At 62.1% G+C, this 25,181-nt stretch carries 25 protein-coding genes and 3 pseudogenes; 14 read left to right on the top strand and 14 right to left on the bottom strand.

Annotation, left to right across the window (positions count from 1 at the left end; genetic code table 11):
* The first annotated feature begins 7 nt into the window (after positions 1-7).
* Entirely contained in the window at positions 8-559 is a 552-nt protein-coding gene (locus tag XH91_RS21890; RefSeq protein WP_128952485.1) for a YeeE/YedE thiosulfate transporter family protein, read from the top strand.
* Positions 560-575: 16 nt separating this feature from the next.
* Here XH91_RS21890 and XH91_RS21885 read toward each other — a convergent pair whose 3' ends face one another.
* From XH91_RS21885 to XH91_RS21860, 6 genes are all read right to left on the bottom strand, one after another.
* Positions 576-893 carry an ArsR/SmtB family transcription factor gene (locus XH91_RS21885; protein WP_128952484.1) on the bottom strand — a complete coding sequence of 106 codons (318 nt, stop codon included), beginning with the start codon at positions 891-893 and terminating at the stop codon, positions 576-578.
* 995 nt (positions 894-1,888) lie between these two features.
* Positions 1,889-2,593: an ABC transporter ATP-binding protein gene (locus XH91_RS21880; RefSeq protein ID WP_347338583.1), complete on the bottom strand. Its 705-nt coding sequence runs from the start codon at positions 2,591-2,593 to the stop codon at positions 1,889-1,891.
* Between the two features lie 11 nt (positions 2,594-2,604).
* Positions 2,605-3,348 carry an ABC transporter ATP-binding protein gene (locus tag XH91_RS21875; protein ID WP_245477169.1) on the bottom strand — a complete coding sequence of 248 codons (744 nt, stop codon included), beginning with the start codon at positions 3,346-3,348 and terminating at the stop codon, positions 2,605-2,607.
* 2 nt (positions 3,349-3,350) lie between these two features.
* The gene (locus XH91_RS21870) at positions 3,351-4,355 is read right to left on the bottom strand and encodes a branched-chain amino acid ABC transporter permease (RefSeq protein WP_245470711.1); all 1,005 of its coding nucleotides are present in this window, start codon (positions 4,353-4,355) and stop codon (positions 3,351-3,353) included.
* Positions 4,352-5,146 (bottom strand): branched-chain amino acid ABC transporter permease, encoded by a 795-nt coding sequence (locus XH91_RS21865; RefSeq protein WP_245470710.1) that lies wholly within the window; start codon positions 5,144-5,146, stop codon positions 4,352-4,354. Before XH91_RS21865 ends, XH91_RS21870 begins: the two co-directional genes overlap by 4 nt.
* Positions 5,147-5,257: 111 nt before the next feature.
* A complete protein-coding gene (locus XH91_RS21860) occupies positions 5,258-6,508 on the bottom strand; it encodes an ABC transporter substrate-binding protein (RefSeq protein ID WP_128952480.1) in 1,251 nt (416 codons plus the stop codon).
* Positions 6,509-7,165: 657 nt separating this feature from the next.
* Here XH91_RS21860 and XH91_RS40130 point away from each other — a divergent pair.
* Positions 7,166-7,300 (top strand): annotated as a pseudogene (locus XH91_RS40130) (oxalate/formate MFS antiporter); the annotation flags it as partial.
* A 5-nt stretch (positions 7,301-7,305) separates the two neighbouring features.
* Here XH91_RS40130 and XH91_RS21850 read toward each other — a convergent pair.
* Together XH91_RS21850 and XH91_RS21845 are read right to left on the bottom strand one after the other, a co-directional pair.
* A pseudogene (locus XH91_RS21850) lies at positions 7,306-7,512 on the bottom strand (transposase); the annotation flags it as partial.
* Positions 7,513-7,554: 42 nt separating this feature from the next.
* A complete protein-coding gene (locus tag XH91_RS21845) occupies positions 7,555-7,896 on the bottom strand; it encodes a hypothetical protein (protein ID WP_245470709.1) in 342 nt (113 codons plus the stop codon).
* 171 nt (positions 7,897-8,067) lie between these two features.
* Here XH91_RS21845 and dusA point away from each other — a divergent pair, with 171 nt between their 5' ends.
* Positions 8,068-9,027, top strand: coding sequence for a tRNA dihydrouridine(20/20a) synthase DusA (gene dusA / locus XH91_RS21840; RefSeq protein ID WP_245470708.1), 960 nt, complete (start codon positions 8,068-8,070; stop codon positions 9,025-9,027).
* Positions 9,028-9,031: 4 nt separating this feature from the next.
* Here the strand turns inward: dusA and XH91_RS21835 are convergent, their stop codons facing one another.
* The 5 genes from XH91_RS21835 to XH91_RS21815 all read right to left on the bottom strand — a co-directional run bounded on the left by XH91_RS21835 (position 9,032) and on the right by XH91_RS21815 (position 13,760).
* Positions 9,032-9,586, bottom strand: coding sequence for a TIGR02281 family clan AA aspartic protease (locus XH91_RS21835; protein ID WP_128952478.1), 555 nt, complete (start codon positions 9,584-9,586; stop codon positions 9,032-9,034).
* A gap of 28 nt (positions 9,587-9,614) precedes the next feature.
* Entirely contained in the window at positions 9,615-9,818 is a 204-nt protein-coding gene (locus XH91_RS21830; RefSeq protein WP_128952477.1) for a DUF1289 domain-containing protein, read from the bottom strand.
* A gap of 45 nt (positions 9,819-9,863) precedes the next feature.
* Positions 9,864-11,459 (bottom strand): sensor histidine kinase, encoded by a 1,596-nt coding sequence (locus XH91_RS21825; protein ID WP_128952476.1) that lies wholly within the window; start codon positions 11,457-11,459, stop codon positions 9,864-9,866.
* A gap of 138 nt (positions 11,460-11,597) precedes the next feature.
* Positions 11,598-12,875: a sodium:proton antiporter NhaD gene (nhaD, locus tag XH91_RS21820; protein WP_128952475.1), complete on the bottom strand. Its 1,278-nt coding sequence runs from the start codon at positions 12,873-12,875 to the stop codon at positions 11,598-11,600.
* A gap of 12 nt (positions 12,876-12,887) precedes the next feature.
* Entirely contained in the window at positions 12,888-13,760 is an 873-nt protein-coding gene (locus XH91_RS21815; protein WP_128952474.1) for an NAD(P)-dependent oxidoreductase, read from the bottom strand.
* 189 nt (positions 13,761-13,949) lie between these two features.
* On the opposite strand from XH91_RS21815, the gene XH91_RS21810 reads away from it, so the two are divergent.
* From XH91_RS21810 to XH91_RS21770, 9 genes and pseudogenes are all read left to right on the top strand, one after another.
* Positions 13,950-14,399 carry a VOC family protein gene (locus XH91_RS21810; RefSeq protein WP_128952473.1) on the top strand — a complete coding sequence of 150 codons (450 nt, stop codon included), beginning with the start codon at positions 13,950-13,952 and terminating at the stop codon, positions 14,397-14,399.
* Positions 14,400-14,452: 53 nt separating this feature from the next.
* Positions 14,453-15,589 (top strand): Mrp/NBP35 family ATP-binding protein, encoded by a 1,137-nt coding sequence (locus tag XH91_RS21805; protein ID WP_128952472.1) that lies wholly within the window; start codon positions 14,453-14,455, stop codon positions 15,587-15,589.
* A 192-nt stretch (positions 15,590-15,781) separates the two neighbouring features.
* Positions 15,782-16,873, top strand: coding sequence for a TRAP transporter substrate-binding protein (locus XH91_RS21800; RefSeq protein WP_128952471.1), 1,092 nt, complete (start codon positions 15,782-15,784; stop codon positions 16,871-16,873).
* 308 nt (positions 16,874-17,181) lie between these two features.
* A pseudogene (locus XH91_RS40125) lies at positions 17,182-17,352 on the top strand (YunG family protein); the annotation flags it as partial.
* A gap of 163 nt (positions 17,353-17,515) precedes the next feature.
* Positions 17,516-17,932 carry a nuclear transport factor 2 family protein gene (locus XH91_RS21790; RefSeq protein ID WP_128952469.1) on the top strand — a complete coding sequence of 139 codons (417 nt, stop codon included), beginning with the start codon at positions 17,516-17,518 and terminating at the stop codon, positions 17,930-17,932.
* Positions 17,933-18,046: 114 nt separating this feature from the next.
* A complete protein-coding gene (locus tag XH91_RS21785) occupies positions 18,047-18,817 on the top strand; it encodes an SDR family oxidoreductase (protein ID WP_128952468.1) in 771 nt (256 codons plus the stop codon).
* Between the two features lie 57 nt (positions 18,818-18,874).
* Positions 18,875-19,597 (top strand): SDR family NAD(P)-dependent oxidoreductase, encoded by a 723-nt coding sequence (locus XH91_RS21780; protein WP_245477168.1) that lies wholly within the window; start codon positions 18,875-18,877, stop codon positions 19,595-19,597.
* A 29-nt stretch (positions 19,598-19,626) separates the two neighbouring features.
* Positions 19,627-20,661 carry a sigma-70 family RNA polymerase sigma factor gene (locus XH91_RS21775; RefSeq protein WP_245477167.1) on the top strand — a complete coding sequence of 345 codons (1,035 nt, stop codon included), beginning with the start codon at positions 19,627-19,629 and terminating at the stop codon, positions 20,659-20,661.
* A 210-nt stretch (positions 20,662-20,871) separates the two neighbouring features.
* Positions 20,872-21,960 (top strand): TRAP transporter substrate-binding protein, encoded by a 1,089-nt coding sequence (locus XH91_RS21770; RefSeq protein WP_128952466.1) that lies wholly within the window; start codon positions 20,872-20,874, stop codon positions 21,958-21,960.
* Positions 21,961-22,095: 135 nt separating this feature from the next.
* On the opposite strand, the gene XH91_RS21765 is transcribed toward XH91_RS21770, so the two are convergent.
* Complete coding sequence (locus XH91_RS21765; RefSeq protein ID WP_128952465.1) at positions 22,096-22,551, bottom strand: hypothetical protein; 456 nt, start codon at positions 22,549-22,551, stop codon at positions 22,096-22,098.
* A gap of 582 nt (positions 22,552-23,133) precedes the next feature.
* On the opposite strand from XH91_RS21765, the gene XH91_RS21760 reads away from it, so the two are divergent.
* Together XH91_RS21760 and XH91_RS21755 are read left to right on the top strand one after the other, a co-directional pair.
* Positions 23,134-23,808: a response regulator transcription factor gene (locus tag XH91_RS21760; RefSeq protein ID WP_128952464.1), complete on the top strand. Its 675-nt coding sequence runs from the start codon at positions 23,134-23,136 to the stop codon at positions 23,806-23,808.
* A 1-nt stretch (position 23,809) separates the two neighbouring features.
* The gene (locus XH91_RS21755; protein ID WP_245470706.1) at positions 23,810-25,174 is read left to right on the top strand and encodes a sensor histidine kinase; all 1,365 of its coding nucleotides are present in this window, start codon (positions 23,810-23,812) and stop codon (positions 25,172-25,174) included.
* Positions 25,175-25,181: the final 7 nt, after the last annotated feature.

Here is a 25,181-nt window from a genome sequence, read left to right as displayed (position 1 = left end):
AATCGAGATGACTGCGATGATGACAATCCTCGGGCCGCTCGGGATGGGAGCAGCCTTCGGCTTCCTGCTGCAACGTGGCAAGGTGACGAACTGCAACGTGATCGAGAACCAGTTTCGACTGCGCGACTTCACCGTGCTCAAGGTGATGGGCACGGCGATCGTGGTCGGCGGGCTCGGCGTGCTGCTGCTCGTCGATACCGGCAACACGAAGTACTACGTGAAGGACGCCAACATGCTGGCGGTCGCGCTCGGCGCCGCGCTGTTCGGCATCGGCATGGTGGTCTACGGCTATTGTCCGGGCACGGCGCTCGGCGCGATCGCCACCGGCAGCGTGCACGCGCTTGTCGGCGCACTCGGCATGGTCGCCGGCGCCATCCTCTACGCGCTGAGCTTCGACTGGTTGAAGGCGCATGTCCTCAACGTCTGGGCGCTGGGCAAGGTCCGCCTTCCGGATGTCACGCACATCCCGGACATCGCCTGGTTCGCGGCCCTTGCCGTCGGTGCCGCGCTATTCTTCTGGTGGATTGAATCGGCGGAAGCGAAGCAGAAGCGCAGCTAGGCTGCGCGTCGAAAGCTCAGCGCTTGCGCGGGCCGCAGAACAGCCGGTGCAAGGTCGCGAACAGCTCTTCGACCCGCCGGTCGGCGATGCGGTACCACATGGTTTGACTGTCGCGTCGAACGGCGACGACGCCCTCCGCCTTCAGCTTGGTCAAGTGCTGTGACAGCGCCGAGGCGGATAGTCCGACATCCTCGGCAAGCGTACCGGCACTGGCCTCGCCATATTCGACCAGCTTGCAGACGATGAGCAGCCGATGCTCATTGGCGAACATGCGCATCAGGGTGGCCACCCCCTTTGCCTGCCTTTCGAGCTCCTTCGTATTCATTCGTCGCATGACGGTGTCTCATTAGCATTTGCGTGCCAGCCGCCAAAAGGGTCAGAAATCCTGATATTGCCGAGAGTAAATGGTCCGCGATTGTATGGGCGCAGCATGAACATGCGAAGTATACTCACATTGCGGAATGAGTATAACCGAAGCCCGCCCGTCGCTCTCAAGGATCTCTGACCCACGTCATATGAGTGACGTGCGCACTCTCGCTCCCGCGCAGGCGACGTGTGCACAGAGAATCCGAAGTAGCGATTTCCGCTTCCAATTCATGCATATATGGTCCTAGAAGTGCCAAGCCGCGGAAGCTTGCTCAAACCAGATTTCTCAATCGGTCCAATCACCTAAAGGGTCGACCGAAGTCAAAATATCCCAGCAAAATGAATAGCTTAGATCGCAGATTTTCCACGGCTCCCATGATGGATTGAAGCGACAGTTCAATTTATTCAATCGCTTAGAGGGTCTCGTGTGCACGACGTGTGCACCGGGAGATCCAGAAAAATCTATCGACGGCAAGTCTGAGCAGGCGGTCACGAGCCGTGATGCGGACAACGCGATCGAACCACTGCGACCGAGAAGCCGATCCCGTTTTTGTCGCGCGGAGGTCGGATCGGCCTTCATTTCGTCGATCGCGTAGGTCTGCTGTTTAGCTCAACGATGAAGAAGGTTGATGTCGGGGGGCGGGTCGCTCCCCCGCTAACAGCAGAATCGAATTTGTACGCCAGAGTACAATTTTTCACGATCCTGCACCCAAGATGGTAGCCCTTGTGGCGGCACGCGAAACTGCATGGGGCGGGTCAAGTTTTCTGCCAAGCTGCCCAGCGGGAATCCAGCACACAAGGCTGCTGCGAGGGACGTGAGGTGGGGGCCTGCTTGGCTAATGGGCAACGGGACATCAATGGGGCTCATAGCGGCTCAAGGTGGAGGAGTAGTTTGCCGAGATTGTCGCCTCGATAAAGCTCAGCGACAGCGCCTGCCGCTCGCGGGCGTCTCGCTCTGCCGAGCTAGCTCATCGCCCACTCGTTTGCGCTCGCGCCCGCCATGGAACGGACGCGTTCCTCGTCATTGGCGAGCTCGGAAGCGCTGCCGCTATAGATGATGGCGCCGTCATCCAGCACATAGGCGCGGTCAGCAACGGTTAGACCGATCCTCACATTCTGCTCGACCAGCAGGACTGAAATGCCCTCTTGCCGCATGGTCTGTATGATCTGAAACACCTCCTTTACGATCAATGGGGCAAGGCCTTGGCTTGGCTCGTCCAGCAGCAGCAGTTTTGGATTGAGGAGCAGCGCACGCGCGATCGAAAGCATCTCCTGCTCGCCGCCCGACAGTTGCCGACCGCGATTTCCCCGGCGTTCGGCAAGCCGCGGAAAGGTCTGAAAGACGCGATCGATGGTCCACGGACCCGGGCGCGTGACCGGGACTCGCAAATTGTCCTCAACGGTCAGGTTGGCGAAGATCTTGCGTCCTTCGGGAACATAGCCCACACCGAGCGCCGCAACCTGATAGGGTGACATCCGTGTGGCATCGACTCCGAATAGGCTAACATTGCCCTCTCGGGGCGGGGTCAGCCCTATGATGCTACGGAGCGTTGTCGTCTTGCCCGCGCCATTCCGGCCGAGCAGGACGACGATCTCGCCTTCATGGACCTCCAGGCCGACGTTATGCAGGATGTGGCTCTTGCCGTAGAAGGTCTGCAATCCCCTCACGCTGAGTGGGTTCATTGGGTCTCCCCCAGATAGGCCGCTTGCACCGCTTCGGAAGCGGCGATCTCCTGTGGCGTCCCTTCTGCGAGCAGGGTGCCCTGGTCGAGAACCGTGATGCGGTCGGCGAGGTGAAAGACCACGCGCATATCATGCTCGATCAGGACGATCGTGTAGTTTCGCTCTCGATGCAGGCGGCGGATCAGTGTGGTGATTTCGTACGTTTCCTGATCGCCCATTCCCGCGGTCGGCTCATCGAGCAGCAGGAGGCGCGGCAATTGCGCCAGCGTCATTGCAATCTCGATCGTCCTCTGATCGCCGTGCGAGAGCTCCCCGACCAGCCGGTCCGCCTTGGCGCTCATTCCCACGACCGCAAGCATCTCGATCGCTACATCGTTGGCAATCTTGGCATCGGCCTTGTTGGGCAGCATCCGCAAGGTCTGCCCCGCCGCGACCTCCGCCGCAGTCAGGACGTTCTCATGGACGGTCAATTCGGGAAAAACCTCGGTGATCTGGAAAGTACGCCCCATGCCGAGACCAACCCGCGCGTGTGGCGGGACAGCGGTCACGTCTTTGCCATTGAACAGGATTGATCCCCTGCTGGGCGGGAAATAGCCGCTGATCATGTTGAAGAAGGTCGTCTTTCCCGCTCCATTCGGACCGATGATGGCGCGCAGCTCGCCACGTTCGACCATCATCGACACGTCCTTCACGGCAACCAGGCTGCCGAACCGTTTGGAAACGTTGCGAACCTCGAGCATGTTCACCCCGAACTGCGCTGGCGCCGCATGCCAAGCAGGCCGCGCGGGAAGAAAAGCACGACCAGCACGAAAATCGCACCCACAAAGGACATCCAATTAACGGTCATGGAGGAGATATAGTCCTGCAGCACAACGAATACCGTCGCGCCAACCAACGGGCCCCAGAACGTCCGCATCCCGCCCATCACGCACATCACGACAAAATAGCCCGAGAGCGAATAGTGCAACGCCAGTGGATCGGCGAAGTTGTTCAAAAGAGCATAGAGCGTGCCGGCAAGCGCCGTCACAAAGCACGAGATCGAGAAAGACAGCCAGATCTGTCGTTCGACAGGAATGGCCAAGAAGCGAGCACGACGCTCATTCTCCCGGATCGCCCGCAAGGTGTGACCAAACGGCGAGCGAACCAGCATACCTAGCAATCCCACCGTGATCGCAAACACAGCGAGCACGAAGAAGTAAAATTTGTTGCCGCCCTCGGCGATGTCCAGGCTGAAGGGACCCAATCCAATCTGCTCGCGGTGGAAATCGCGCAAGCCATCAAAGCCGCCGGTGAAGTCGTTCCAGCTATAGGCGAGATAGTACCAGAGCTGTCCGAATGCGATGGTACACATCGCAAAGTAAACGCCGCGGCGACGTACGATCAAGAGTCCGAACAGCGTGCCTGCCAGCCCTCCAAGCAACGTCCCTAAAAGCATGGCGAGCGGCGTGCTGTGCGCGAGGTACCGCAATGTGAGACCCGCGCCATACGCGCCGAGCCCGAAATAGGCCGCGTGCCCGAAACTCAGCACGCCCGTAAATCCCAACAAGAGATTCAGGCCCATTGCAGCCAGGCCGAAAACCAGAACCTTTCCGGCAAGTGCAGTGTAGCCGCCGACCAGAGGCAGCCAGTACGGGGCTGCAATCAGAAGTGCCCAGACAAGGACGAGCAACATCCAGCGGGGGAACGGCGGAGTACGGCTCGTTGCGACAGCGGCTGTGGGCAAACCTGGGCTAACGTCCGTGCTCATGACATCATCCCTTCTTCGCCCATCAGGCCCCGTGGACGAACCAGAAGCACGACCATCATAATTGCGTAAATGACCGCCTCGCTCGCGGCGGGAAAGACGACGGTCGTCAGTGCCGCCGCGAGGCCGATGAGCAGCCCCCCAAACAGCGTGCCGATCAGGCTGCCGACGCCACCAACAATGATTGCAATGAAGCTCGGCATCAGCAGGTCATCACCCATATTTGGATTGAGCCCGATCTGCCCCGCGGCGAGTACTCCGCTAAGGCCGGCGAGCATGCAGCCGAGCGCGAAATTGAATGTTCGCAGGAGGCTGATGTTGACGCCAAGGGAGGCCACCGTTTCAAGATCGAGCGTGCCGGCCCGAATGCGGACGCCGACTTTTGTGTAGCGGAGGAACGCGAACAGCCCGAGCACCGCGATGATCACCACCGCGACCATGAAGACGCGGTACCAAGTGATGAAGAACAGGTTTGAGCTGATCGGCTGGGCCAGGAATTCCGGCAATCCCAGCGGCAAGCCATTGGGTCCCCAAATATAGCGAGCCATGTCCTGCATGACGAAGGCAAAACCGAACGTGAGCAACAGGCTGTAAACGGGGTCTCGGTTGTAAACGCGGCGGATCATCAGCCGCTCGACGGCAAGGCCGATAAGCGCTGTGATGAGCGGCGCGACCAGCAACGCGCCCCAATAACCCAGCGCCGGCGACAACGTGAAAGCGAGATAGCCGCCGAGCGCCAGGAAATTGCCGTGGGAGAAATTGATGACGTTGCTGAGATTGAGGATCAGCGACAAGCCGAGGGCCATCAACACGTAGAACGCGCCAATGATCAGTCCATTAGTGACGTTGAAAAATATGACCTGGATCATCGCGTCCTCCGCCCTGATGTCTTCTCCGCTTGTTGATCAGGCCGGCTCGACCATCTTGCATCCTGTATCTTCCACCGAGCCTGCCGCCTGCTCGCCAGACACCAGCGTCTCGGCATTGAAGACGTCGTCGGGAGAAGATTTTGCCGGATGAACTTCGCCGACGAAGATGTTCGGCATCAGCTCATGGTCTCCCGCCCTGTAGCGTACCTTGCCCGGCTGGAGAGCGACATCCGGCGGCAGCTCGAGATCCTCAAGAGCCTTCGCCATTTTGGGGCCATCCAACGACTTCGCCTTTTCTGACGCCAAGCGTACGGTATGCATCGCCACGTAGCCGAACCAGTCGCGCGCTGAGGGCGTCCTCTTCGTGGCGGCGCGGAAGTCGCTCACAAACTTGACGACCTCCGGCACGTTCGGTTGATTCCACCACCATTCCATCGCCCACCATCCAGCCTGCGCATCGGGCGGGCAGCCCTTGATGCTCTCGAGCTCGAAGAGCGCGCCGCCAAGCGCCATTTCCTTCTGCATGCCAAATTGCGTGAATTGCTTCATGCAGTTGATTTGCGTAAGACCGCCCATGTTGTTGAGTAGAACGTTCGGTTTGAACGCCTTCGCCTTGATCAGAGTAGCCGAGAAATCCGTATTGTTAATCGGGAGCATGTCTCCCTCGTAAGTCCCACCGGCTTTTTTCAGCGCCTTGATGAAGGCGTCTTGAAGCGTGTGGCCATAGGCGTAGTCCGGTGTGATGAAGAACCATTTCTTGCCGAACTTCTTCACCAGCTCCGGTGTGACCGCGTTGGCGTCCATCGTCGTTGTGTTGCAGATCCGGAAGACATTCCATTTGCAGTTCGAGCCGGTGATCGGATCGGTGTGGCCGCCAGGGACGATATGGAAAATCTTCTTCTCGTTGGTGACTTGGGACATTGCATAGGCAATGCCGGAATTGACGTCACCGAGAATGACCGCCACATTGTCACGGTCAATCAGCTTGCGGGTCTTCTGCACACCGGTCCCGACATCGTTCGCGGAATCCTCGACAAGAAGCTGAACCTGGCGACCCAGGATGCCGCCCTTCTTGTTGATCTCGGCCTCAGCGTATTTGGCCCCGTCGACCTCGCTCTGAGCCAGCGCGGAGAGAACACCCGTCAAGGGATTGACCATACCGATCTTCACCGGCTCGTCGGCGAGAGATCTCACGATAAAGGGGGCGCTGATCAACTGGCTTCCGGCAAGGACAACGCCAGACTTGATGAGCGAACGACGACTGATCGAAGGTTGAATTCGTGCCATTCCAGACCTCCCTGTTCATTCGTTTCACGATGCTAGTTCATAGGGCAAATCATTCCGGTTGCCGCGATGAGTAGGAGATCAGTCATCTCCGAGATCACGGGCGATTTCACATCGCTGTTTTGAATTGGGGGGCGCTTGCCGCGCGTCACGCGGCAACGGTCATCGCTTCCCGACGGCAGACTGCATCGGTTCCCGAAGGGTAAAAATTCACAATTGGTCTAACCGGCCAACACGCTTTCGTGCTCGACTCTGATCTTTCGATAATCCTGCTGCTGCGCAACATCGAGGGCGCACTCAATGAGCTGTAGCTCAATGTCTTGGCAAACCCAAAGCCCGGCAGCCGAATCTCGCGCGAGGCTCTCTTCTTGGAAGGAGCCGACACTTAAGCAAGGATCTGTTTGAACGAGGCTTCCGCTTTGTCGCTCGACGTCTAGACATCGACGAAAGTTGAAGTGCCGCTGCCTCATCGTTTCGATGGCGATGATCGTCAGACCCACGAACTCCGACGATCGTAGTATTTGTGAGGAAGGAACCTGGAACGGCACGGCCGAGTTTCAGCTTGCGCAAAGCTCCGTCGCGTCGTCGCAAAGCGCAGCGCGCGCTCAGCAAAGCGTGGAAAGCGAAAATGGGGGAGGGAAGAAGCTCGGGGAGAGAGAAATGGCCCATGGTGCAAGCTCATCGCTCAATCGGGAAAAATGGACCCAACTGATCGCGGGGATCATCTGCATGATCATGATCGCCAATCTGCAATATGGTTGGACGTTGTTCGTCCACCCAATCAATGCGGCGCATAAGGATTGGTCGATCTCCCGCTGCTCGGGCTTCATCTGCCCATGACCGGGAAAGGCCTGTACCGGGTTGGAGCCGAGCTCCTTCACCTACTTGCGCAGAACATTCTCATGAACATCCAGGTCCCGGCCGGCTTGCGCCACCGATACCCCGCGCTCCCCCACCAGCTTGACCGCCTCGACCTCGAACTCGCGACTGAACTTCCGTCTCTTCATCGCCCACCTCCGGCTTTATGAAACACCTAATCTCGGTGTCCATCAAACCGGCAGCAGCTCAATAAGCCGTTCGCGATTGAGCTTGGGTAATTTTACTGTCCCCAAGGCTTCCTTTAGTGCCTCTAACACTGCGGCCTTGGAGCGGCGGGGAGGGCGGCCGACCTCCTGCATGTCCTCGATCTGCAGATCGATGATGTCGCCGAAGGTTTTGGCTTGGACCGCGGCGCGGGGCTTCGGCGATCCACTGCGGTCGATATTGCGCTCCATGTCGAGCGCCCGGCCTTCGCCGTCCTTGCGCCGGCGAAAGGTCTCTGACACGTAGCGGTTCTTGCGGCGGACCTGGACGCGCCAGTTCCCGGAAGGCAATTGAGTAAAGCTGGCCACGGCCGTGTGCACCCCCCAATTCGTGTGCGCTATGTGTGCACTGAGAGGTCAAAACAGGTACAAACATGTGCAATTTCGAATAGTTTGAAGTGCACATGTTCCGGGTTCATCCCATTGAAAAAACAAGGTAAATATTTGAAATCGCAAGACTATCGCTTTTCTGTGGCCCCCATGATGGATTGGACGGACCGGCACTGCCGGGTGTTCCATCGTCACCTGACGAAGCGGGCGCTACTCTATACGGAGATGCTGACCACGGGTGCCATCATTCATGGCGATCGTGAGCGGCTGCTCGGCTTTGACGCGAGCGAGCACCCCGTGGCGCTTCAGCTTGGCGGGTCGGATCCTGGCGAGCTCGCGAGGGCTGCGCGGATCGGCGAACAGTTCGGCTATGACGAGATCAATCTCAATGTCGGCTGCCCCTCCGATCGGGTGAAGGATGGCCGCTTCGGTGCCTGCCTGATGGCGGAGCCTGAGCTTGTTGCGAGATGTGTCGGCGCGATGAAGCGCGCGGTGTCCGTCCCGGTTACTGTGAAATGCCGCATCGGCATCGATGACCAGGATCCCGAAGTCGCGCTGGATACGCTCGCGCGCGCCGTCGTGGCTGCGGGTTGTGACGCGCTGATCGTGCATGCGCGAAAAGCGTGGCTGAACGGTCTGTCGCCGAAGGAAAACCGCGATATCCCGCCGCTCGATTATGATCGTGTCTATCGGCTCAAGCGTGCGATGCCGGATGTGCCTGTCATCATCAACGGTGGCGTCCTGAGCATCGAGGCGGCGAAAGCCCATCTTGCGCATGTTGACGGCGTGATGCTCGGCCGGGCCGCCTATCAGGAGCCGTGGCGGCTGCTATCAGTCGATAGCGACATCTTCGGCGAAGCTGCGCCGCATGCGACGATGCAGGACGTGTTCGAGGCGATGATGCCCTATATCGAGGCGCAGCTTGCGCGCGGTACGCGGCTGCACGCCATGACGCGGCATTTCGTCGGCGCCTTCCACGCGGTGCCCGGCGCGCGGGCCTTCCGTCGCCATCTTGCCGAACAAGGTGTCAGGCCGGGGGCTGGCGTCGACGTCCTGCGCGATGCGATCGCACGCATCACGGCTCACGCGCCGGCAGAGGCGGCCGCCTAGGTTCTCAATCCACCGCCGTGCGCGCGCGGCGATGGCTGCCCTGCAGCTCCGGATAGCCGGTCAGCATGAGCTTGTCCGCGCGCACGCCCCAGCTCTCCAGGCGATCGAGAAAGCTCATGCCGAGCAAATTGGTCTTCATCTGCCCGCGCTGCACGACGAGCGCCGGCACGGATTTCTCGACGAGGTGGCCGACGGCGAGGCGATCGAGTGTCAGCCTGGCCGCCTTGGTGTGGCCGCCGGCGGTTTCGAGGTCGACGTCGTATTCGAGCATCTCGAGTGGCAGGCCGATCGCCTTTGCGGTCTCCCAGGTCAACACCACGGAGGTGGCACCAGTGTCGATCACCATTGGCGTTGCCACGCCGTTGATTTTGGCGCGCAGCGCAAATTCGCCGCCCTGGCCCCGCTGGATTTGCACTTCGGGCGCGGGCGAGGCGGCTTGCCCACGGAACATGTAGGAGACCTTGTGGCTCGCGCGTGCGATCTGGTCGGGATCGCCATAGGCGACCACGGCGCCCGCTGTGCCGGCCAACAAGATGAGAACGAGCAGGAGGCGGATCATTGCGCGCCTCCGACGGCGCGGAGGCCGGTCAGGTGCGTCTCGGCGATCCCGCTGGTGGCGCAAGGCCAGCGTCCGCCATGCGCGCCGGCAACAGCGCCATCACCGCGAGCCGTTCTACGCTCTCCATGGCGTGCCACCGCGCGATCTCCGGCAGGGTCCGGCCGCAGCCGAAGCACAGCTTGGTTTTGGGATCGATCATGCAGACGGCGACGCACGGCGTTTCTTTGCTCATACGGACATAGTGAAGGAATATCGGGCATGTCGGCAAGCATGTGGTTTACGAGCCCGTGCCTGCGCTCATGATCGGTCTGTGGCGCGGCCGGCGCTTCTCATCGGGCACCATGGAACTTTCCGGCTGCAGCGGCGGCGCATCCTCCGACAGCGGCGCCAGCGCACTCATCACACGCTCCGGTGGGAAGGTGACGATCACCTCGGTGCCGATGCGCAGTTTCGACTTCAGCGTGAAGGTGCCGCCATGCAGATCGATCAGGTTCTTGGCGATGGGCAGGCCGAGGCCCGCGCCCTGTTCGGCCGATTTGATCGAGTTGGAGCCCTGGCCGAACGAGGCGAGCACGACCGGGATCTCGTCCTCGGGGATGCCCGAGCCGGAATCCTTCACGGACAGATATTGCCCGCCAGAGGCGGTCCAACCGGCCTTGAGCCAGATCTCGCCGCCCTGCGGAGTGAACTTGATCGAGTTGGAGAGCAAATTAAGCACGACCTGGCGGATCGCGCGCTCGTCGGCCCAGAGCCGCGGCATGGCCTGCTCGAACACTTCGTGGATGGTGATGCCGCGGCTCGAGGCACGCAGTTTCATCAGATGATGGCAGTCGGCGACGATGCCTACCAGCGACACCGCTTCCTCGTTCAATTCGTAGCGGCCGGCCTCGATCCGCGACAGATCGAGGATTTCGTTGATCAGGTTGAGCAGGTGCACGCCGGAATTATGGATGTCGGCGGAATATTCCTTGTAGACCGGCACAGCATGCGCGCCAAAGATCTCGCTCTTCATCACCTCGGAGAAGCCGAGGATGGCGTTGAGAGGCGTGCGTAGCTCGTGGCTCATCTGGGCCAGGAAACGCGATTTGGCGACGTTGGCGGATTCGGCGCGGTGGCGCGCCTCGTCCGAGATCGCCTTGGCCTGTTCGAGCTCTCCGATCAGCGCGTCCTTCTCGGCGCGCGCTTCGAGTGTGGCAAAGGTGGAGGAGTGCAGGCGATGCGCCAGCAGCACGAAATAGCCTTCGGCTGCGAGCGCGAGCGCGGCCAGGATGTAGTTGTCGAGCGAACCGCTCATGGCAAAGCTCAGCGCCATCGCGACTGCAACCGGAGCTGTGGCGGCGAGCGCTGCAATCGGCAGATTGGCGGCAAGCATGCTCGACACTGCGATCACCAGCAGCATCAGGAACATCATCAGCGTTTCCGTGACCATGTCGAGCACGGGATGGATCAGGATCGCCATCCAGCACAGGCCATAGAGCAGATCGAGCACGACGAAGCGTGTCCGCCAGGCGCGCGTTGCCGCTGGCGAGGCAGGCTCCGCCAGGAAGCGACGGCAGCTGCGGATCATCGCCACATGAAGGCAGATCATGCCGGCGGTCCAGGCGGCAGCCGGAATCGGCTGCATCCACAGTCCGAACAGCACGCCGGTCGCGACCACCAGCAGCATCACGACATAGGAGGCCGAAAGCCGCGTCTGGGCATATTGACGCAACAGCTCGGCGTCGAAGGCCGGCCGGGTTCCGCTGGTCGACGTTAACTTATCGCGTGCCTCGCGGACCCGCTGCGACGCAGCCCGTCGGGAGCTCGCTGATGGAGCGCCGACCGGATCGGCCGGAAGCTGCACTACCTCAGGCTTTTCAGCGGGGTTACTCATCAAGCAACAACGATTCCTGCCCGCGTCGCACGCGGGCCTTCTGCATTGTCTATCTCTGGCAAGAAATCCTTAAGAGGTGACTTAAGGAGCTAAAGAATTGCGTTAACGGGGCGTTAACTTGGATCGAGCCGCCGCCGCTCAGTGCAGCCACGCATGCTGCGCGACATAGACCACGGCGCCGGCCAGATAGCCCGCAAGCGCCGCACCCGCGATGCGGCGGGCGTACCAGAGGAACTCGATCCGCTCCAGCCCCATCGCGGCAACGCCCGCGGCCGAGCCGATGATCAGGATCGAGCCGCCGGTGCCGGCGCAATAGGCGATGAACTCCCAGAGGAAGCTGTCCGTCGGGTAGTGGCCGAGGTCGTACATGCCCATGGTTGCCGCGACCAGCGGCACGTTGTCGACGATGGCACTGAACAGGCCGAGCACGACGACGATGACGTCCTGGCGGCCGATCGTCGCCTCCAGCCATCTGGCCAGCATCGTCAGGAGGCCGGCATGTTCGAGGCAGGCCACCGCGAGCAGAATGCCGGTGAAGAACACGATCGAGCCCATGTCGATCCGGGTCAGTGCATGCGCGAGCGAGAGCGGCCGGCGCACGTGCTCGTCCTTGTCGCGGTGAAGGACCTCGCCGACCAGCCACACGATACCGAGGCCGAGCAGCACGCCCATGAAGGGCGGCAGATGCGTGAGCGTCTTGAAGGCCGGCACCGCAATCAGCACGCCGAGGCCGAGAAAGAACATCAGGTTGCGCTCGAACCTGACGACGGCCAGCAATCCGCTCTCTGTTTGCGGCGCCGCGATGGTCTTGCCCCTGAGCGAAAGGCTGATGAAGCCCAGCGGCACAAGCAGATTGACCAGCGAGGGCAGCAACAGCGCTCGCATGATGTTCAATGGCGTGATCTGGCCGCCGATCCACAGCATGGTGGTGGTGACGTCGCCGATTACGGTCCACGCGCCACCTGCATTCGCCGCGATGACGATGAGGGAGGCGAACAGCAAGCGATCGTCGCGCCGGGCGATCAGGCGCTGGATCAGCGAGATCATGACGATGGTGGTCGTCAGATTGTCCAGGATCGCACTCAGGACGAAGGACACGAAGCCGACGAGCCATATCAGTGTGACCTGGCTCGTGGTGTTGATGCGGGAGGTGATGACCTCGAAGCCGTCATGGGCGTCGATCACTTCGACGATCGTCATTGCCCCGATCAGGAAGAACACGATTTGCGCGGTAGAGGCGATAGACTCGTCGAGCTGATGGCTGACCAGCGCGTGATCGCTGATCGTGACCGCGTAGATGGTCCACAGCAGCCCCGCGCCGAGAAGCGCGGTCGCAGTCTTGCTGATCCCGAGCGGGTGCTCGAGCGCGATCGCCGCATAGGTCACGACGAAGATTGCGGCGATCGCGGTCAGCAAGGCAGTATCGGGTCAGCGATTGAGGCGGGCGAGCAGGCTCGACGTATCCCAGCGCTTGCCGCCCATCTTCTCGACCTCGGCATAGAACTGGTCGACCAGCGCGGTAACAGGCAGGTTGGCGCCGTTGCGGCGGGCTTCGGCGAGCGCGATCGAGAGATCCTTGCGCATCCATTCGACCGCGAAGCCGAAATCGTACTTGCCCTCGTTCATGGTCTTGTAGCGGTTCTCCATCTGCCAGGACTGCGCCGCGCCCTTGGAGATGGTCTCGATCACGGCCGCGACGTCGAGGCCGCTCTTCTTGGCAAAATGGATGCCCTCGGAGAGGCCCTGCACGAGGCCGGCGATGCAGATCTGGTTGACCATCTTGGTCAGCTGGCCAGATCCGGCGGGCCCGAGCAGCTTGCACATCCGTGCATAGGCGCCGGTGATAACGGGCTCGGCGCCCGCATAGTCATCCTTCGCGCCGCCGCACATCACGGTCAGCACGCCGTTCTCGGCACCAGCCTGACCGCCGGAGACGGGGGCGTCGATGAACTTGAAGCCGGCCTTGGTCGCGGCCGCGTCGAGCTCGCGCGCGACTTCGGCGGAGGCGGTGGTGTGGTCGACGAAGGTCGCGCCCTTCTTCATGCCGGCGAATGCGCCGTCGGGACCGATCGTGACCGCGCGCAGATCGTTGTCGTTGCCGACGCAGCACATCACGAAGTCCTGGCCCTCGGCGGCAGCCTTCGGGGTCGGTGCCGTCTTGCCGCCGAACTTGTCCGCCCACTCCTTCGCCTTGGCCGCGGTGCGGTTGTAGACGGTGACCTCATGGCCCCCTTTTTTCACGAGGTGTCCGGCCATGGGAAAGCCCATCACGCCGAGACCGAGGAAAGCGACTTTAGCCATATGTGTGTCCGTAGCTTGAGTTTTACGGTTGCAGCCGGGCGAGGGGCGCCAGCCGGGATCCCTAGGGTTCCGCCCAAGGGCGGCCGGGCGCACCATAAACTCTTAGGGGCGGAGGGCAACGGCTTCGTTTGGCGGCCTCCTGTGCTAGGATGGTGGGACTAAAGGACTTCAAAACAAGGGAGCGAAACCATGGCAGCAGGCTCGGGCAGCGTGAGCGTTGGCGTCCTCGATCATTTCAACATCCGGACCCGGAATCTGGCCGAGACTGTCCGCTTTTACGAGGACGTGCTGGGCCTCGAAAAAGGACCCCGGCCGAATTTCGCCTTCCCGGGAGCCTGGATGTACAGCGAGGGCAAGCCGGTGGTGCACCTCGTCGATATTTCCCCGACCTCCGAGCCGCAAAAGCCGGATTCCGGCGTGGTCCACCACGTCGCCTTCGTCAGCCGCGGCTTCGACGGCATGAAGCAGCGCTTGGCCTCCAAGGGCATGACATTCGATTCCCGCCAGGTGCCCGGCGGCGACCTCTGGCAGATCTTCGTCCACGACCCCAACGGGGTCATGATCGAGCTCAATTACGAGGCGGCCCTGGAGCAGGGAGCCGCGCCCGCCGAGATGGCTGACGATATCGGCAGGCAGTAGCCTTTTGGCCGTTTCCGCTCTAATGGGGCATCTTGAACTTTAGGAGATGCGCTTTGAGCGTGACGCAGCAACAGGTCCTCGACAGCCTCGCCAAGATCAAGTCGCCCCGCGGGGTCGCGCTCACCAATGCCAATGTGCTGAGCGCGATCAGTGCGTCCGACGGCAAGGTGTTCTTCTCGATCAACGTCGATGCCGCCGAGGCGCGGGCCTGGGAATCCATCCGGGCCGAGGCCGAGGCGGCCGTGCGCGGCCTTCCAGGCGTCACCACCGTGATGGTCGCGCTGACTGCCGAGCGCAAGGCGGGCGCCGCACCGCCACCGCCGCCGAGCCGCGGCACGCCTGGCGTGCAACCGGTCCACGCCCACAAGCCGCCGCCACAGGGCGGCGCGCAATCGCCGATGGCGCGGCAGTCCGAAATTCCGGGCGTTGCTGCCGTGATCGCGGTCGCCTCCGGCAAGGGCGGCGTCGGCAAGTCGACCACCGCGCTCAACCTGGCGCTCGGCTTGCGCGACCTCGGCCTCAAGGTCGGGCTGCTCGATGCCGACATCTACGGCCCCTCGGTGCCGCGGCTGACCGGCCTGCACCAGAAGCCGGAGCTGGACGGCGAGCGCAAGATGATTCCGCTGCGGCGCTTCGGCCTCGCCATCATGTCGATCGGCTTCCTGGTCGAGGAAGAGACCGCGATGATCTGGCGCGGCCCGATGGTGATGTCGGCGGTGACGCAGATGCTGCGCGACGTCGCATGGGGCACGCTCGACGTGCTCGTCGTCGACATGCCGCCGGGCACCGGCGATGCCCAGCTCACGCTGGCGCAGAACGTGCCGCTGAAGGGCGCCGTGATCGTCTCGACCCCGCAGGACCTGTCGCTGATCGACGCGCGGCGGGGGCTCGCCATGTTCAAGAAGGTCAACGTGCCCGTGCTCGGCATCGTCGAGAACATGAGCTACTTTCAGTGCCCGCATTGCGGCACGAAATCCGACATCTTCGGCCACGGTGGCGCGCGCCACGAGGCGGAGAAGCTCGGAGTACCGTTCCTGGGCGAGATCCCGCTGCACATGGCGATTCGCGCGACATCCGACGCCGGCAATCCCGTCGTGGACAGCGAGCCCGACGGCCCCCATGCGGCGATCTATCGCGCCATTGCGGGACAGGTCCGGGACCAGCTCAAGAGCGCGATTTCCGCGGCCTGAGCCTGATGTCTGGGGACATGCGACTTTCGTCGCCCCCTGTCATGCCAATGTCGCGTTCCGTGGCAAGAGCTTCCGTGTTAAACGCCACGGCGGCAAAGCCCCTACGGTTCGACGCGGGAAGATCGCCTCGCCGGAATGAGCGGCAGCAAAGAGGAAGTTCGGGGACACGCCCCAGCAAGGAGAGACCTGAAGATGAAGCGTCGTGATTTTCTGAAAGTGTCGGCAGCAGGCGCAGCGGCATCAGCCGCGGTCGCCTCGCCGGCGATTGCGCAATCCTCGCCCGAGATCAAGTGGCGCATGACGTCGAGCTTCCCGAAGTCGCTCGACACCATCTATGGCGGCGGTGAGCAGGTGGCCAAGTACGTCGCCGAGATGACCGACAACAAGTTCCAGATCCAGGTGTTCGCCGCTGGCGAAGTTGTGCCCGGCCTGCAGGCGCTCGACGCGACCTCGAACGGCACGGTCGAGATGAGCCATACCGTCTCCTACTACTATGTCGGCAAGGACCCGACCTGGGCGATCTACGCCTCGGTGCCGTTCGGCCTCAACGCGCGCCAGCAGAACTCCTGGTGGTACCAGGGCGGCGGCGAGCAACTGGGCAATGAGTTCTTCAAGAAGTCGAACGTGATCGGCTTCGCCTGCGGCAACACCGGCACCCAGATGGGCGGCTGGTTCCGCAAGGAGATCAAGACCGTTGCCGATCTCTCCGGCCTGAAATTCCGCATCGGCGGCATCGCAGGCCAGGTGCTCCAGAAGGTCGGCGTGGTGCCGCAGCAGCTCGCCGGCGGCGACATCTATCCGGCGCTGGAGAAGGGCACCATCGACGCGGCCGAGTGGGTCGGCCCCTACGATGACGAGAAGCTCGGCTTCGCCAAGGTCGCCAAGTACTACTATTACCCGGGCTTCTGGGAGGGCGGTCCGATGGTCCACGCCTTCGCCAACCTCGACAAGTGGAATTCGCTGCCGAAGAACTACCAGGCGATCCTCACCAATGCGACGGCCAACGCCAACAGCTGGATGGCCGCGCGCTACGACATGCAGAACCCGGCTGCGCTGAAGCGTCTTGTCGCCGGCGGCACGCAGCTGCGTCCCTTCACCAACGAAGTGCTGGAGGCCTGCCTCAAGGCGACCAACGAGCTGTGGGCAGAGATCTCGGCCAAGAACGCCGACTTCAAGAAGTCGATCGACGCGATGCAGGCCTACCGCTCCGACGAATATCTGTGGTGGCAGGTCGCCGAGTACACCTACGACAGCTTCATGATCCGCTCGCGCACCCGCGGCTGATCGTCGGCTCGAGCTGTCAGACGGAATGGCCCGGCCTCGTTCGCGAGGCCGGGCCTTTTTCGTGGGCGAGACGGCAGGCGCACGCAAAATCCGCAAAACAACCCCATGCACAGTAGAAATGGGGGAGGGCGCAATGATGCGTGGATGGAGTTTGGCTTGACCCGTCGGGCAAAACAGTGGCATAAACCGATAATCGAATAATCCGAATTCTGGTGGCGACCGTCACCCTTGGGCGACGATGAAGTTCGAAGGCATGGTCGTCAGCGACAGCCAGCCAGTGGACGGCGGACAATCCGGCAGGACAATGCAATGTCACGTCCCTGCTGGTCCAGGAACTGTTCGGCGGTGACCTGCTGAAGACGCCGCTGCCGGCCGGCGACCACTTCTACAACCGGATCGAGGGGCGGCGATATGACTTCGCGGCGAGCCAATTCGATGAGCCGATCGCTTACGCAAATCGGGCCGACGCAGCGCAGTGAATAACGAACAAAGAACATGTCTGAACATAAGCCCAGCCGCGGCGATTGCGTCGATTCCGCGGAGTTGGAAGACAGGCTCATGACGCAATTCGCGTCAGGATTGTTACTCTCCGCTCCCTGGCCGAAAGGTTAGGCTGGGCCCCCAAGCCGGGGGAAACCAGAGATGGACGACGCCAATATCGCAGGACGGGACGACCTTGAGGCAATAGAGCGGACGCTGCTCGACTATATCGAAGGGTTCTACGATGGCGATGAGGCGCGCATGGAACGTGCGCTTCATCCCGAGCTCGCCAAGCGCATCGCTTACGTCGACGCCGCATCCGGGCGTGGTACCGTCGCCGAGATGAGCGCGCTTGCCCTCACAAAGCTGACGCGGCAGAAGGCTGACCGTCCGACGCCGACGGCGGAACGCCAGCAGGACATCGTCGTCTTCGACATCTGCAACAATGCCGCCAGTGCCAGGGTGACCGCATCGACCTGGATCGACTACCTACACCTGTCGCGCCTCAACGGCCGCTGGGTGATTGTGAATGTCCTGTGGGAGATGAAGGCCGGACATCCCTTCAAACCTTACTGGTAAGCCTGGCCGGCGCTCAAAAAAATCCGACGTCCACCGGTGAGTTTCGGCTGGTCTGCCAGTCATACACATTAGGTGGCCCGCGAGGGCCCGCATTCAGAGGGATTTCGGACGTCCATGAAACTCACCGGTCGCACCATCCTCATCACGGGAGGTACCGCGGGCATCGGTCTCGCGTTTGCACTCAAATTCGCCGAACTCGGCAATCAGGTCATTGTCACGGGCCGCCGTCAGCGGCTGATCGAAGACGTCAAGCGGAGGTATCCAAAGCTCCACGCGATTCAGAGCGACGTCGCTGACCCCGATCAAATCCGCGCCCTCGCGACGCGCATGGCGGCGGAGTTTCCGCGACTCGATGTCCTGATGAACAACGCCGGCATCAGCCTTTACAAGAACCTCAAGGGGACAGCCACGGATCTGGCCGGCCTCACCAAGGAGTTGGAGGTCAACGCAGGTGGCGTCATTCGCGTGACCTCTGCCTTCATGGACCTTCTCAAGGCCAACAAGGGCACGCTGATCAACGTGTCGTCCGCACTGGCCTTCGTGCCGTTGCCCTGCATTCCGATCTATTGCGCCACGAAGGCGGCCATCCATTCCTACACCCAGTCGCTCCGCTTCCAACTCGAGGAGACTGGCGTTGAGGTCATCGAACTCATGCCGCCGGCGGTCAAGACCGATATGACCGCCGACCTGCGCGACGGTGACGGCATCACCATGATCACGACCGACGAACTGGTGAAACAGTCGTTCAAGTCGCTGCGCAAGGGCACTCTCGAGATTCGGCCGGGCCAGTCCAGCCAGTTGGCACTCATGCGGCGCATTGCGCCCGATTTCATCAACGCGCAGCTCTGGAAAGCCTCCAGGAAGCTCGTTCCCGCTGCTGTTTGACAGATACCGAGCGAACCAATCCGGGAGGATGAGATGCACGCACTCGCAGGCAAGAAAATGATCGTCGTCGGCGGTAGTCGAGGCGTGGGACGGCGTCTGGTCGAGGAGGCGCACCGCCATGGCGCAGAGGTGCTTGCGCTCGCGCGTCAACCCGGCGTCCTCCAAGAGCTGGCCCGGAGCCTGCCGGGCCTGGAAACGATGTCGCTCGATGCGACGGATCCCGAAGCCCCGCCGAAGCTGTTTGACGCGATGGTGCCCGATATCCTGGTCATTTGCGCAGGCACGCATCCCTCTTTGGCGCCTCTGCATGAGCAGAGCTGGCAACAGTTCGCGGTAAATTGGGAGAGTGACGTCAAGATCGCGTTTCATTTCTGCAAGGCAGCACTGACCCGGCCGTTGCCGGAGGGCACAAGGATCGTTCTTGTCTCCAGCGGAGCGGCCCTTGCGGGCTCGCCTCTGACGGGCGGCTATGCCGGGTCCAAGCGCACACAGCTCTTCATCGCGAATTACAGCCAGAAGGAATCGGATCGTCTCGGGCTTGGACTACGATTTCTCGCGATCGCTCCCCGCATCCTGGCCGGGACCGAGCTCGGGGAGAGCGCAATTGCCGGGTACTCCGATTATCTCGGCATATCGGCGGACGACTTCATTCGCAGCATGGCCTCTCCGCCAACGGCAGCTCACGCTGCGGAGGCGATCATCGAGCTGGCCGCCAGCGACAAGCCCGAGGGCAGCGTCTTCGTGGTCTCGGGGAACTGTCTCGAAACCGTGCAGTTATGAGCCCGGTTGGAAAAGAGAGCGCAGCTGCGATGTCGAATGACATGACCCGTCCGCATCCGACAACGGCTGCAGCGACCTCGCCGCGGGGGAGCCACACATTCGAGCAACTCGCCGAGCCTTTCCGGCGTGGGCTCAAATTGCACTGCTACAGGATGATGGGCTCGATTTCTGAGGCCGAGGACCTGGTTCAGGAGACCTATCTGCGCGCCTGGCGCAATTTCGATCGCTTCGAGGAACGCGGGTCCTTTCGTGCCTGGCTATTCCGGATCGCAACGAATGTCTGTCTCGATGCGCTGGCCAGCCGAACACAGCAGCGGCGGTTCTTGCCCGATCGCCGATTTCCGCCTGATGATCGGATGCCGGACGGCATACCGGCGGACGAGGTCGCATGGATCGATCCCTACCCGGATTCCGAGCTCGAGGGTGTACTCGACGGGACCCCGAACCCGGAGGCGCGTTACGCTGCGCGTGAAGCGGTCCAGCTTGCCTTCGTTGCCGCGATCCAGCAGCTTCCGCCGCGCCAGCGGGCTGCGCTCTTGCTGTGCGACGTGCTGGGCTGGAAAGTGTCAGAAGTTGCCACCCTGCTGGGCGGCTCGACGACCTCGATCAACAGCGCCCTGCAGCGTGCGCGGACGACGACCGAAAGAGGACGTCGTCAGGAGACCGTTGCAGGTGCGGAGCCCGACGCGGCGCAGAAGATACTCCTTGGTCGGTACGTGAAGGCGTGGGAAGCGCTCGATCTCGATGGCTTCGTGGCCCTTCTGAAGGAGGACGCCACTTACACCATGCCGCCGATGTCGCAGTGGTATGCGGGGCGTCAATCAATTCGCGCGTTCTTCAAATGGGCGTGGAAAGACTATGAGGGCTATCGTCTGTTGACGACCGCGGCTAACGGACAGCCGGCGTTCGCCGCCTATGCCCGCGCCGGCGAGGAGTGGAGGGCGCATTCCATCCAGGTGCTCTCCCTCGGGCACGAGTCGGTCTCCAGCCTGACCCTGTTTGTGAGACCTTCCAGCCCGCGTCTGTTCAGCGCGTTTGGCCTGCCGGTGACGCTGGAAGGATAGGGATCGGGGCCATCAACCTTTGGCAAAAGCCGCGCGGGCCGTGAATTCGGAAAATAGCTGCCCCGTCCTGATGCCGGCTCGCCACCGAGGCCGGCCCTTTTTCCATGCCGCAGTGCGATGACGATGGCATTCGCCTCGGCGTTGCGCCATGCTGGTTCCCAAGCCTCGGAAAGAAGGCCCACAATCACTGATACATCAGGGCAGGAAATCATGAAAAGACGAGACTTCATCAAGGTCACTGGACTTGCTGCGGCTGGGGCCGCCACGCTCGCTTCTCCCGCGATTGCGCAGTCGATGCCGGAGATCAAATGGCGCATGCCGACGAGCTGGCCGAAATCGCTCGACACGCTCTATGGCGGCGCCGAGATGATGTGCAAGATGGTGGCGGAGGCGACCGACAACAAATTCCAGATCCAGCCTTTTGCAGCCGGCGAGATCGTGCCGGGCCTCCAGGTGCTGGACGCGGTGCAGAACGCCACCTGCGAGATCGGCCACACCGCATCCTACTATTATTTCGGGAAGGATCCGACCTTCACCTTCGGCTCGTCGGTGCCGTTCGGTCCGAACATGCGCGTCAACCAGGCCTGGTACATGCTGGGTGGGGGCAAGGACATCCTCAACGACTTCTACAAGAGCTACAACGTCACCTCGCTGCTCGCCGGCAACACCGGCTGCCAGATGGGCGGCTGGTTCAGGAAAGAGGTCAACACCGTCGAGGATCTCCAGGGCCTCAAATTTCGCATCGGTGGCTTCGCCGGCCGCGTGCTGCTGAAGCTCGGCGTGGTGCCGCAACAGCTTGCCGGCGGCGACATCTATCCGGCGCTGGAGAAGGGCACCATCGATGGTGCCGAATGGGTCGGCCCCTATGACGACGAGAAGCTCGGCTTCTACAAGATCGCGCCGCACTACTATTATCCCGGCTGGTGGGAAGGCGGTCCGATGCTGCTCGCCTTCGTCAATCTCGACAAATGGAACGCGCTGCCGAAATATTATCAAAGCGTGCTCACGCAGGCCGGCCACTACTCCAACAACTACATGATGGCGCGCTACGACCAGGCCAATCCGCTGGCGTTGCGCAAGTTGCTCGCCAACGGCACCAAGCTGCACGCCTTCTCGCCGCCGATCATGGACGCCTGCTACAAGGCGGCGAAGGAGCTGCACGACGAGGTCTCGGCGACCAATCCCAATTTCAAGAAGGTCTACGAGTCCCTCACCAAATTCTCCAACGAGAGCTATGCCTGGTTCCAGGTCGCAGAAGTCGGTTACGACATCTTCATGGCGCGTCACTCGCAGAGCTGAGCAGCGTCGAGCATGAGAGAAAAAAGCCCCGGAGCCTACGCTCCGGGGCTTTTGTTCGAGGCAGAGGACCTCACGAGACGGAGGCCAACCTCTGAGCGCGATCGAGGAAGGTCAGGTGCCGATCACGACAGCACCCTAATCGATGAGTGCAGTTCGCCCGCGGCTGGCTTGAACCGAGCCTTGGCCGGTATGCGGCACGACAGCGTAGTAGGAGCGCCCGTTGTGTCTCGGATCGCTCCCGTCGCTCGCCATGACGTCAACAATCCGCCACGGATTGCCCGGGTTGAATGGCGCGAAGTGGTAGTGATCGGTCGGCAGCTGCACCCGGCCTTCATAGACGACAAGTTTGCCGGGGTCCTCGCCGCCTTTTTGTTGTCGGATGCCGAACAGGTGCTCGACCGATGTGCCGTCGTCGCTATTGGTACCTGTCGGCACAATGAGCTCGACGTGCTCACCATCCGGCACGGTAATGGGGTCCGGTTTGAACAGGAGGTAGGTCAGCGTCCAGGCCGCATACATCGCGGCAGCCAAAAGCAGGATGTGGCGGATTTGGATATCGGGCCTGCGCCAACCCGCGAACTTGTCGTCCATAACGCTACTCACACCAACAAGGAAGCAACACCGCAACCCACCGCAATTGGAGTTTATTGTACCCCCTGGGCGCGAAAATTTCCAGCGCTTTGCCGGCCCCCGCGACCGCCCGCCTGGCGTCCCCTACACGGCAGAGCAATCTCGTATGCGAAGCATCGTCCCGCGCGTGGCCGGTGAGGGTTCTTCCTTGGGATTGTCCCGTTAACCTCTCCCCAACACTCTCCCGCAAGCAAGGCGGGAGAGGGAGTCCACCGCCAATGCCGCAACATCGTGCGGCGCGCCGGGCTGTCGCGCCCAAAGCTGCCGCTGTTGGTCAATCCTTCAGGTGCTCCCGGAAGAGCGCCGATGCGGCGGTGTTGAGCGCGGCATGAAACGCGCGCCGATCGAAACCCGGCCGTCGGTGCAGATGTTGGCGCCACTGCGCCGGCCAGACCGGCGGTGATCTGGCCGAGCACGCGCCTGCGGGATCGCGTCAACCTCGCAAGCGCCATTTTTCGCTGGCTCAATCCGCCGATTGGTGGAAGAGATCGGCCATCGCCGCGTGCGCGCGGTTCGGAAATGCCGGATGCTTGGATTCACTGGATGCGCCTGCTGATCGTCGAGGACAATGCCGAGCTGTCACGGCTCGTGGCCAATGGGCTGGCGGCGGCCGGTTATGAGAGCGATATCGTCGGCAGTGCCGAGGAGGCTCGCGGGGCGGTGCACAATGTCAGCTATGCCGCGATGATCCTCGATCTCGGCCTGCCCGACGGCGACGGCCTGTCGGTGCTGCGCGAATTGCGGCGGCAGATGGAGCCGCTGCCGGTGCTGGTGCTGACCGCGCGCGGCGGCGTGCAGGACCGCGTCAACGGCCTGCGCAGCGGCGCCGACGACTATCTGGCAAAGCCGTTCGCGATGGAGGAGCTGGTGGCGCGGCTGGAGGCGATCCTGCGGCGCCCGGGACAATTGCTCGGCCGTTCATTGCGGCTCGCCAATCTCGTCTACGATACCGAGAGCCGCCAGATTTTCATCGACGACAAGCCGCGGATCATCTCCTCGCGCGAGACCTCGGTGCTGGAGATCCTGCTGCGCCGGCAGGGGCGGGTGGTGCCGAAGAAGAACGTCGAGGATCACATTTTCGGGCTGGAGGGCGAGGTCGCCTCCAATGCGGTCGAGGTCTATGTCTCGCGCCTGCGCAAGCAGCTTACCGAGCATGGCGCCAAGGTCCTGATCCATACCATCCGTGGCGTCGGCTACATGATGGCCGAGGAGAAATAGGGTGGCTTGGGGTGGATTCCAGATCGGGTCCCTGACCGGATCAAAGGTCCGGGCCCCGTCGTTCAAATCGCTGATCTCGCGCATCGTGTTCTTGCATATCATCGCAGTCGCGGTGGTGGCGATCTTCCTGCCGCTGGTGCTGTTCTGGCTGCTCAACTCCGAGATCGACCAACTGCATCGGGCGGCGATGCGGACCCAGGCCGAGACGCTCGCCGAACGTATCGCCATCGGGCCAGACGGCAAGGTGACGTTCAATCTGCCGGAGAGCCTGCGAGGCCTCTATTCGGAAGCCTATGGCCGCTACCAGTATGACATCCGCGATGAACGCGGCCGTCTGCTGTTCTCGTCGCACAAGAAGACCGGTGATGCGAGGTCGGATACGATTTCGGGCGCCGAAGTCAGGCAGACAATCGACGGCACCACCGTTCGCATTCGCGTGGGAGAAGATCTGTCCCATCGCGACGTCATCACCGACGATATCGTGTCCAACTTCTTCCGCCGCGTCGGCTGGATCACCATTCCCATTCTTCTGATCCTGCTCGCCATCGACATCATCATCTTCCGCCGCGCGATCGCGCCGCTGTGGAAGGCCTCGGAAGAGGCCAGCAATATCGGCCCGTCGCGCACGGACATCCGTCTGCCGACGGAGCAGATTCCGCGCGAGATCGTGCCGCTGGTCACCGCCGTGAACCAGGCCCTCGACCGCCTCGAGGACGGCTTTCGCGTGCAGCGCCAGTTCACCGCCGACGCGGCCCATCAGTTGCGGACGCCGCTCGCGATCCTGCGCACGCGGATCGAGACGCTCGGCAACAGTGCTGTCAGGCAGCTGCTGCATGACGACATCGAGGGCATGAGCCGGATCGTCGCCCAGCTCCTCGAGATCGCCGAGCTCGACACCCTGGTGATCGATCCCGGTGAGACAGCCGACTTGCGCGCCGTCTGCGCCGAGGTGGTCGGCGCGATCGCGCCCTTGGCGATTGCGCAGCACAAGGACATCGCGCTCAAGGGCGCCGAGGCCCCCGTGCTGATCCACGGCAATTCGGAGATGCTCCAGCGCGCGGTCTTCAACCTTGCCGAAAACGCCATCAAGTTCACCGCGAAGGAGACGTCCGTCGACGTTGAAGTCGGCGACGATGGTTCGGTGCGTGTGCGCGATCATGGCCCCGGCGTGACCGAAGAAGAGCGCGATCTGATCTTCCAGCGCTTCTGGCGCAGGGATCGCCAGCGCAGCGACGGTGCGGGCCTCGGCCTCTCGATCGTCCGCGGCGTCGCCGACGATCATGCCGCAACGGTTGCGGTGGACAATCTTCCCGGCGGCGGCGCCGAGTTCACGTTGCGGTTCAGGCTGGCGGAGGCGAGGGCCTGACCTTCTC

Origin of the sequence: Bradyrhizobium guangzhouense (assembly GCF_004114955.1) — a bacterium.
Lineage (GTDB): Bacteria > Pseudomonadota > Alphaproteobacteria > Rhizobiales > Xanthobacteraceae > Bradyrhizobium > Bradyrhizobium guangzhouense.
This window is presented reverse-complemented; position numbering and strand designations above follow the sequence as displayed.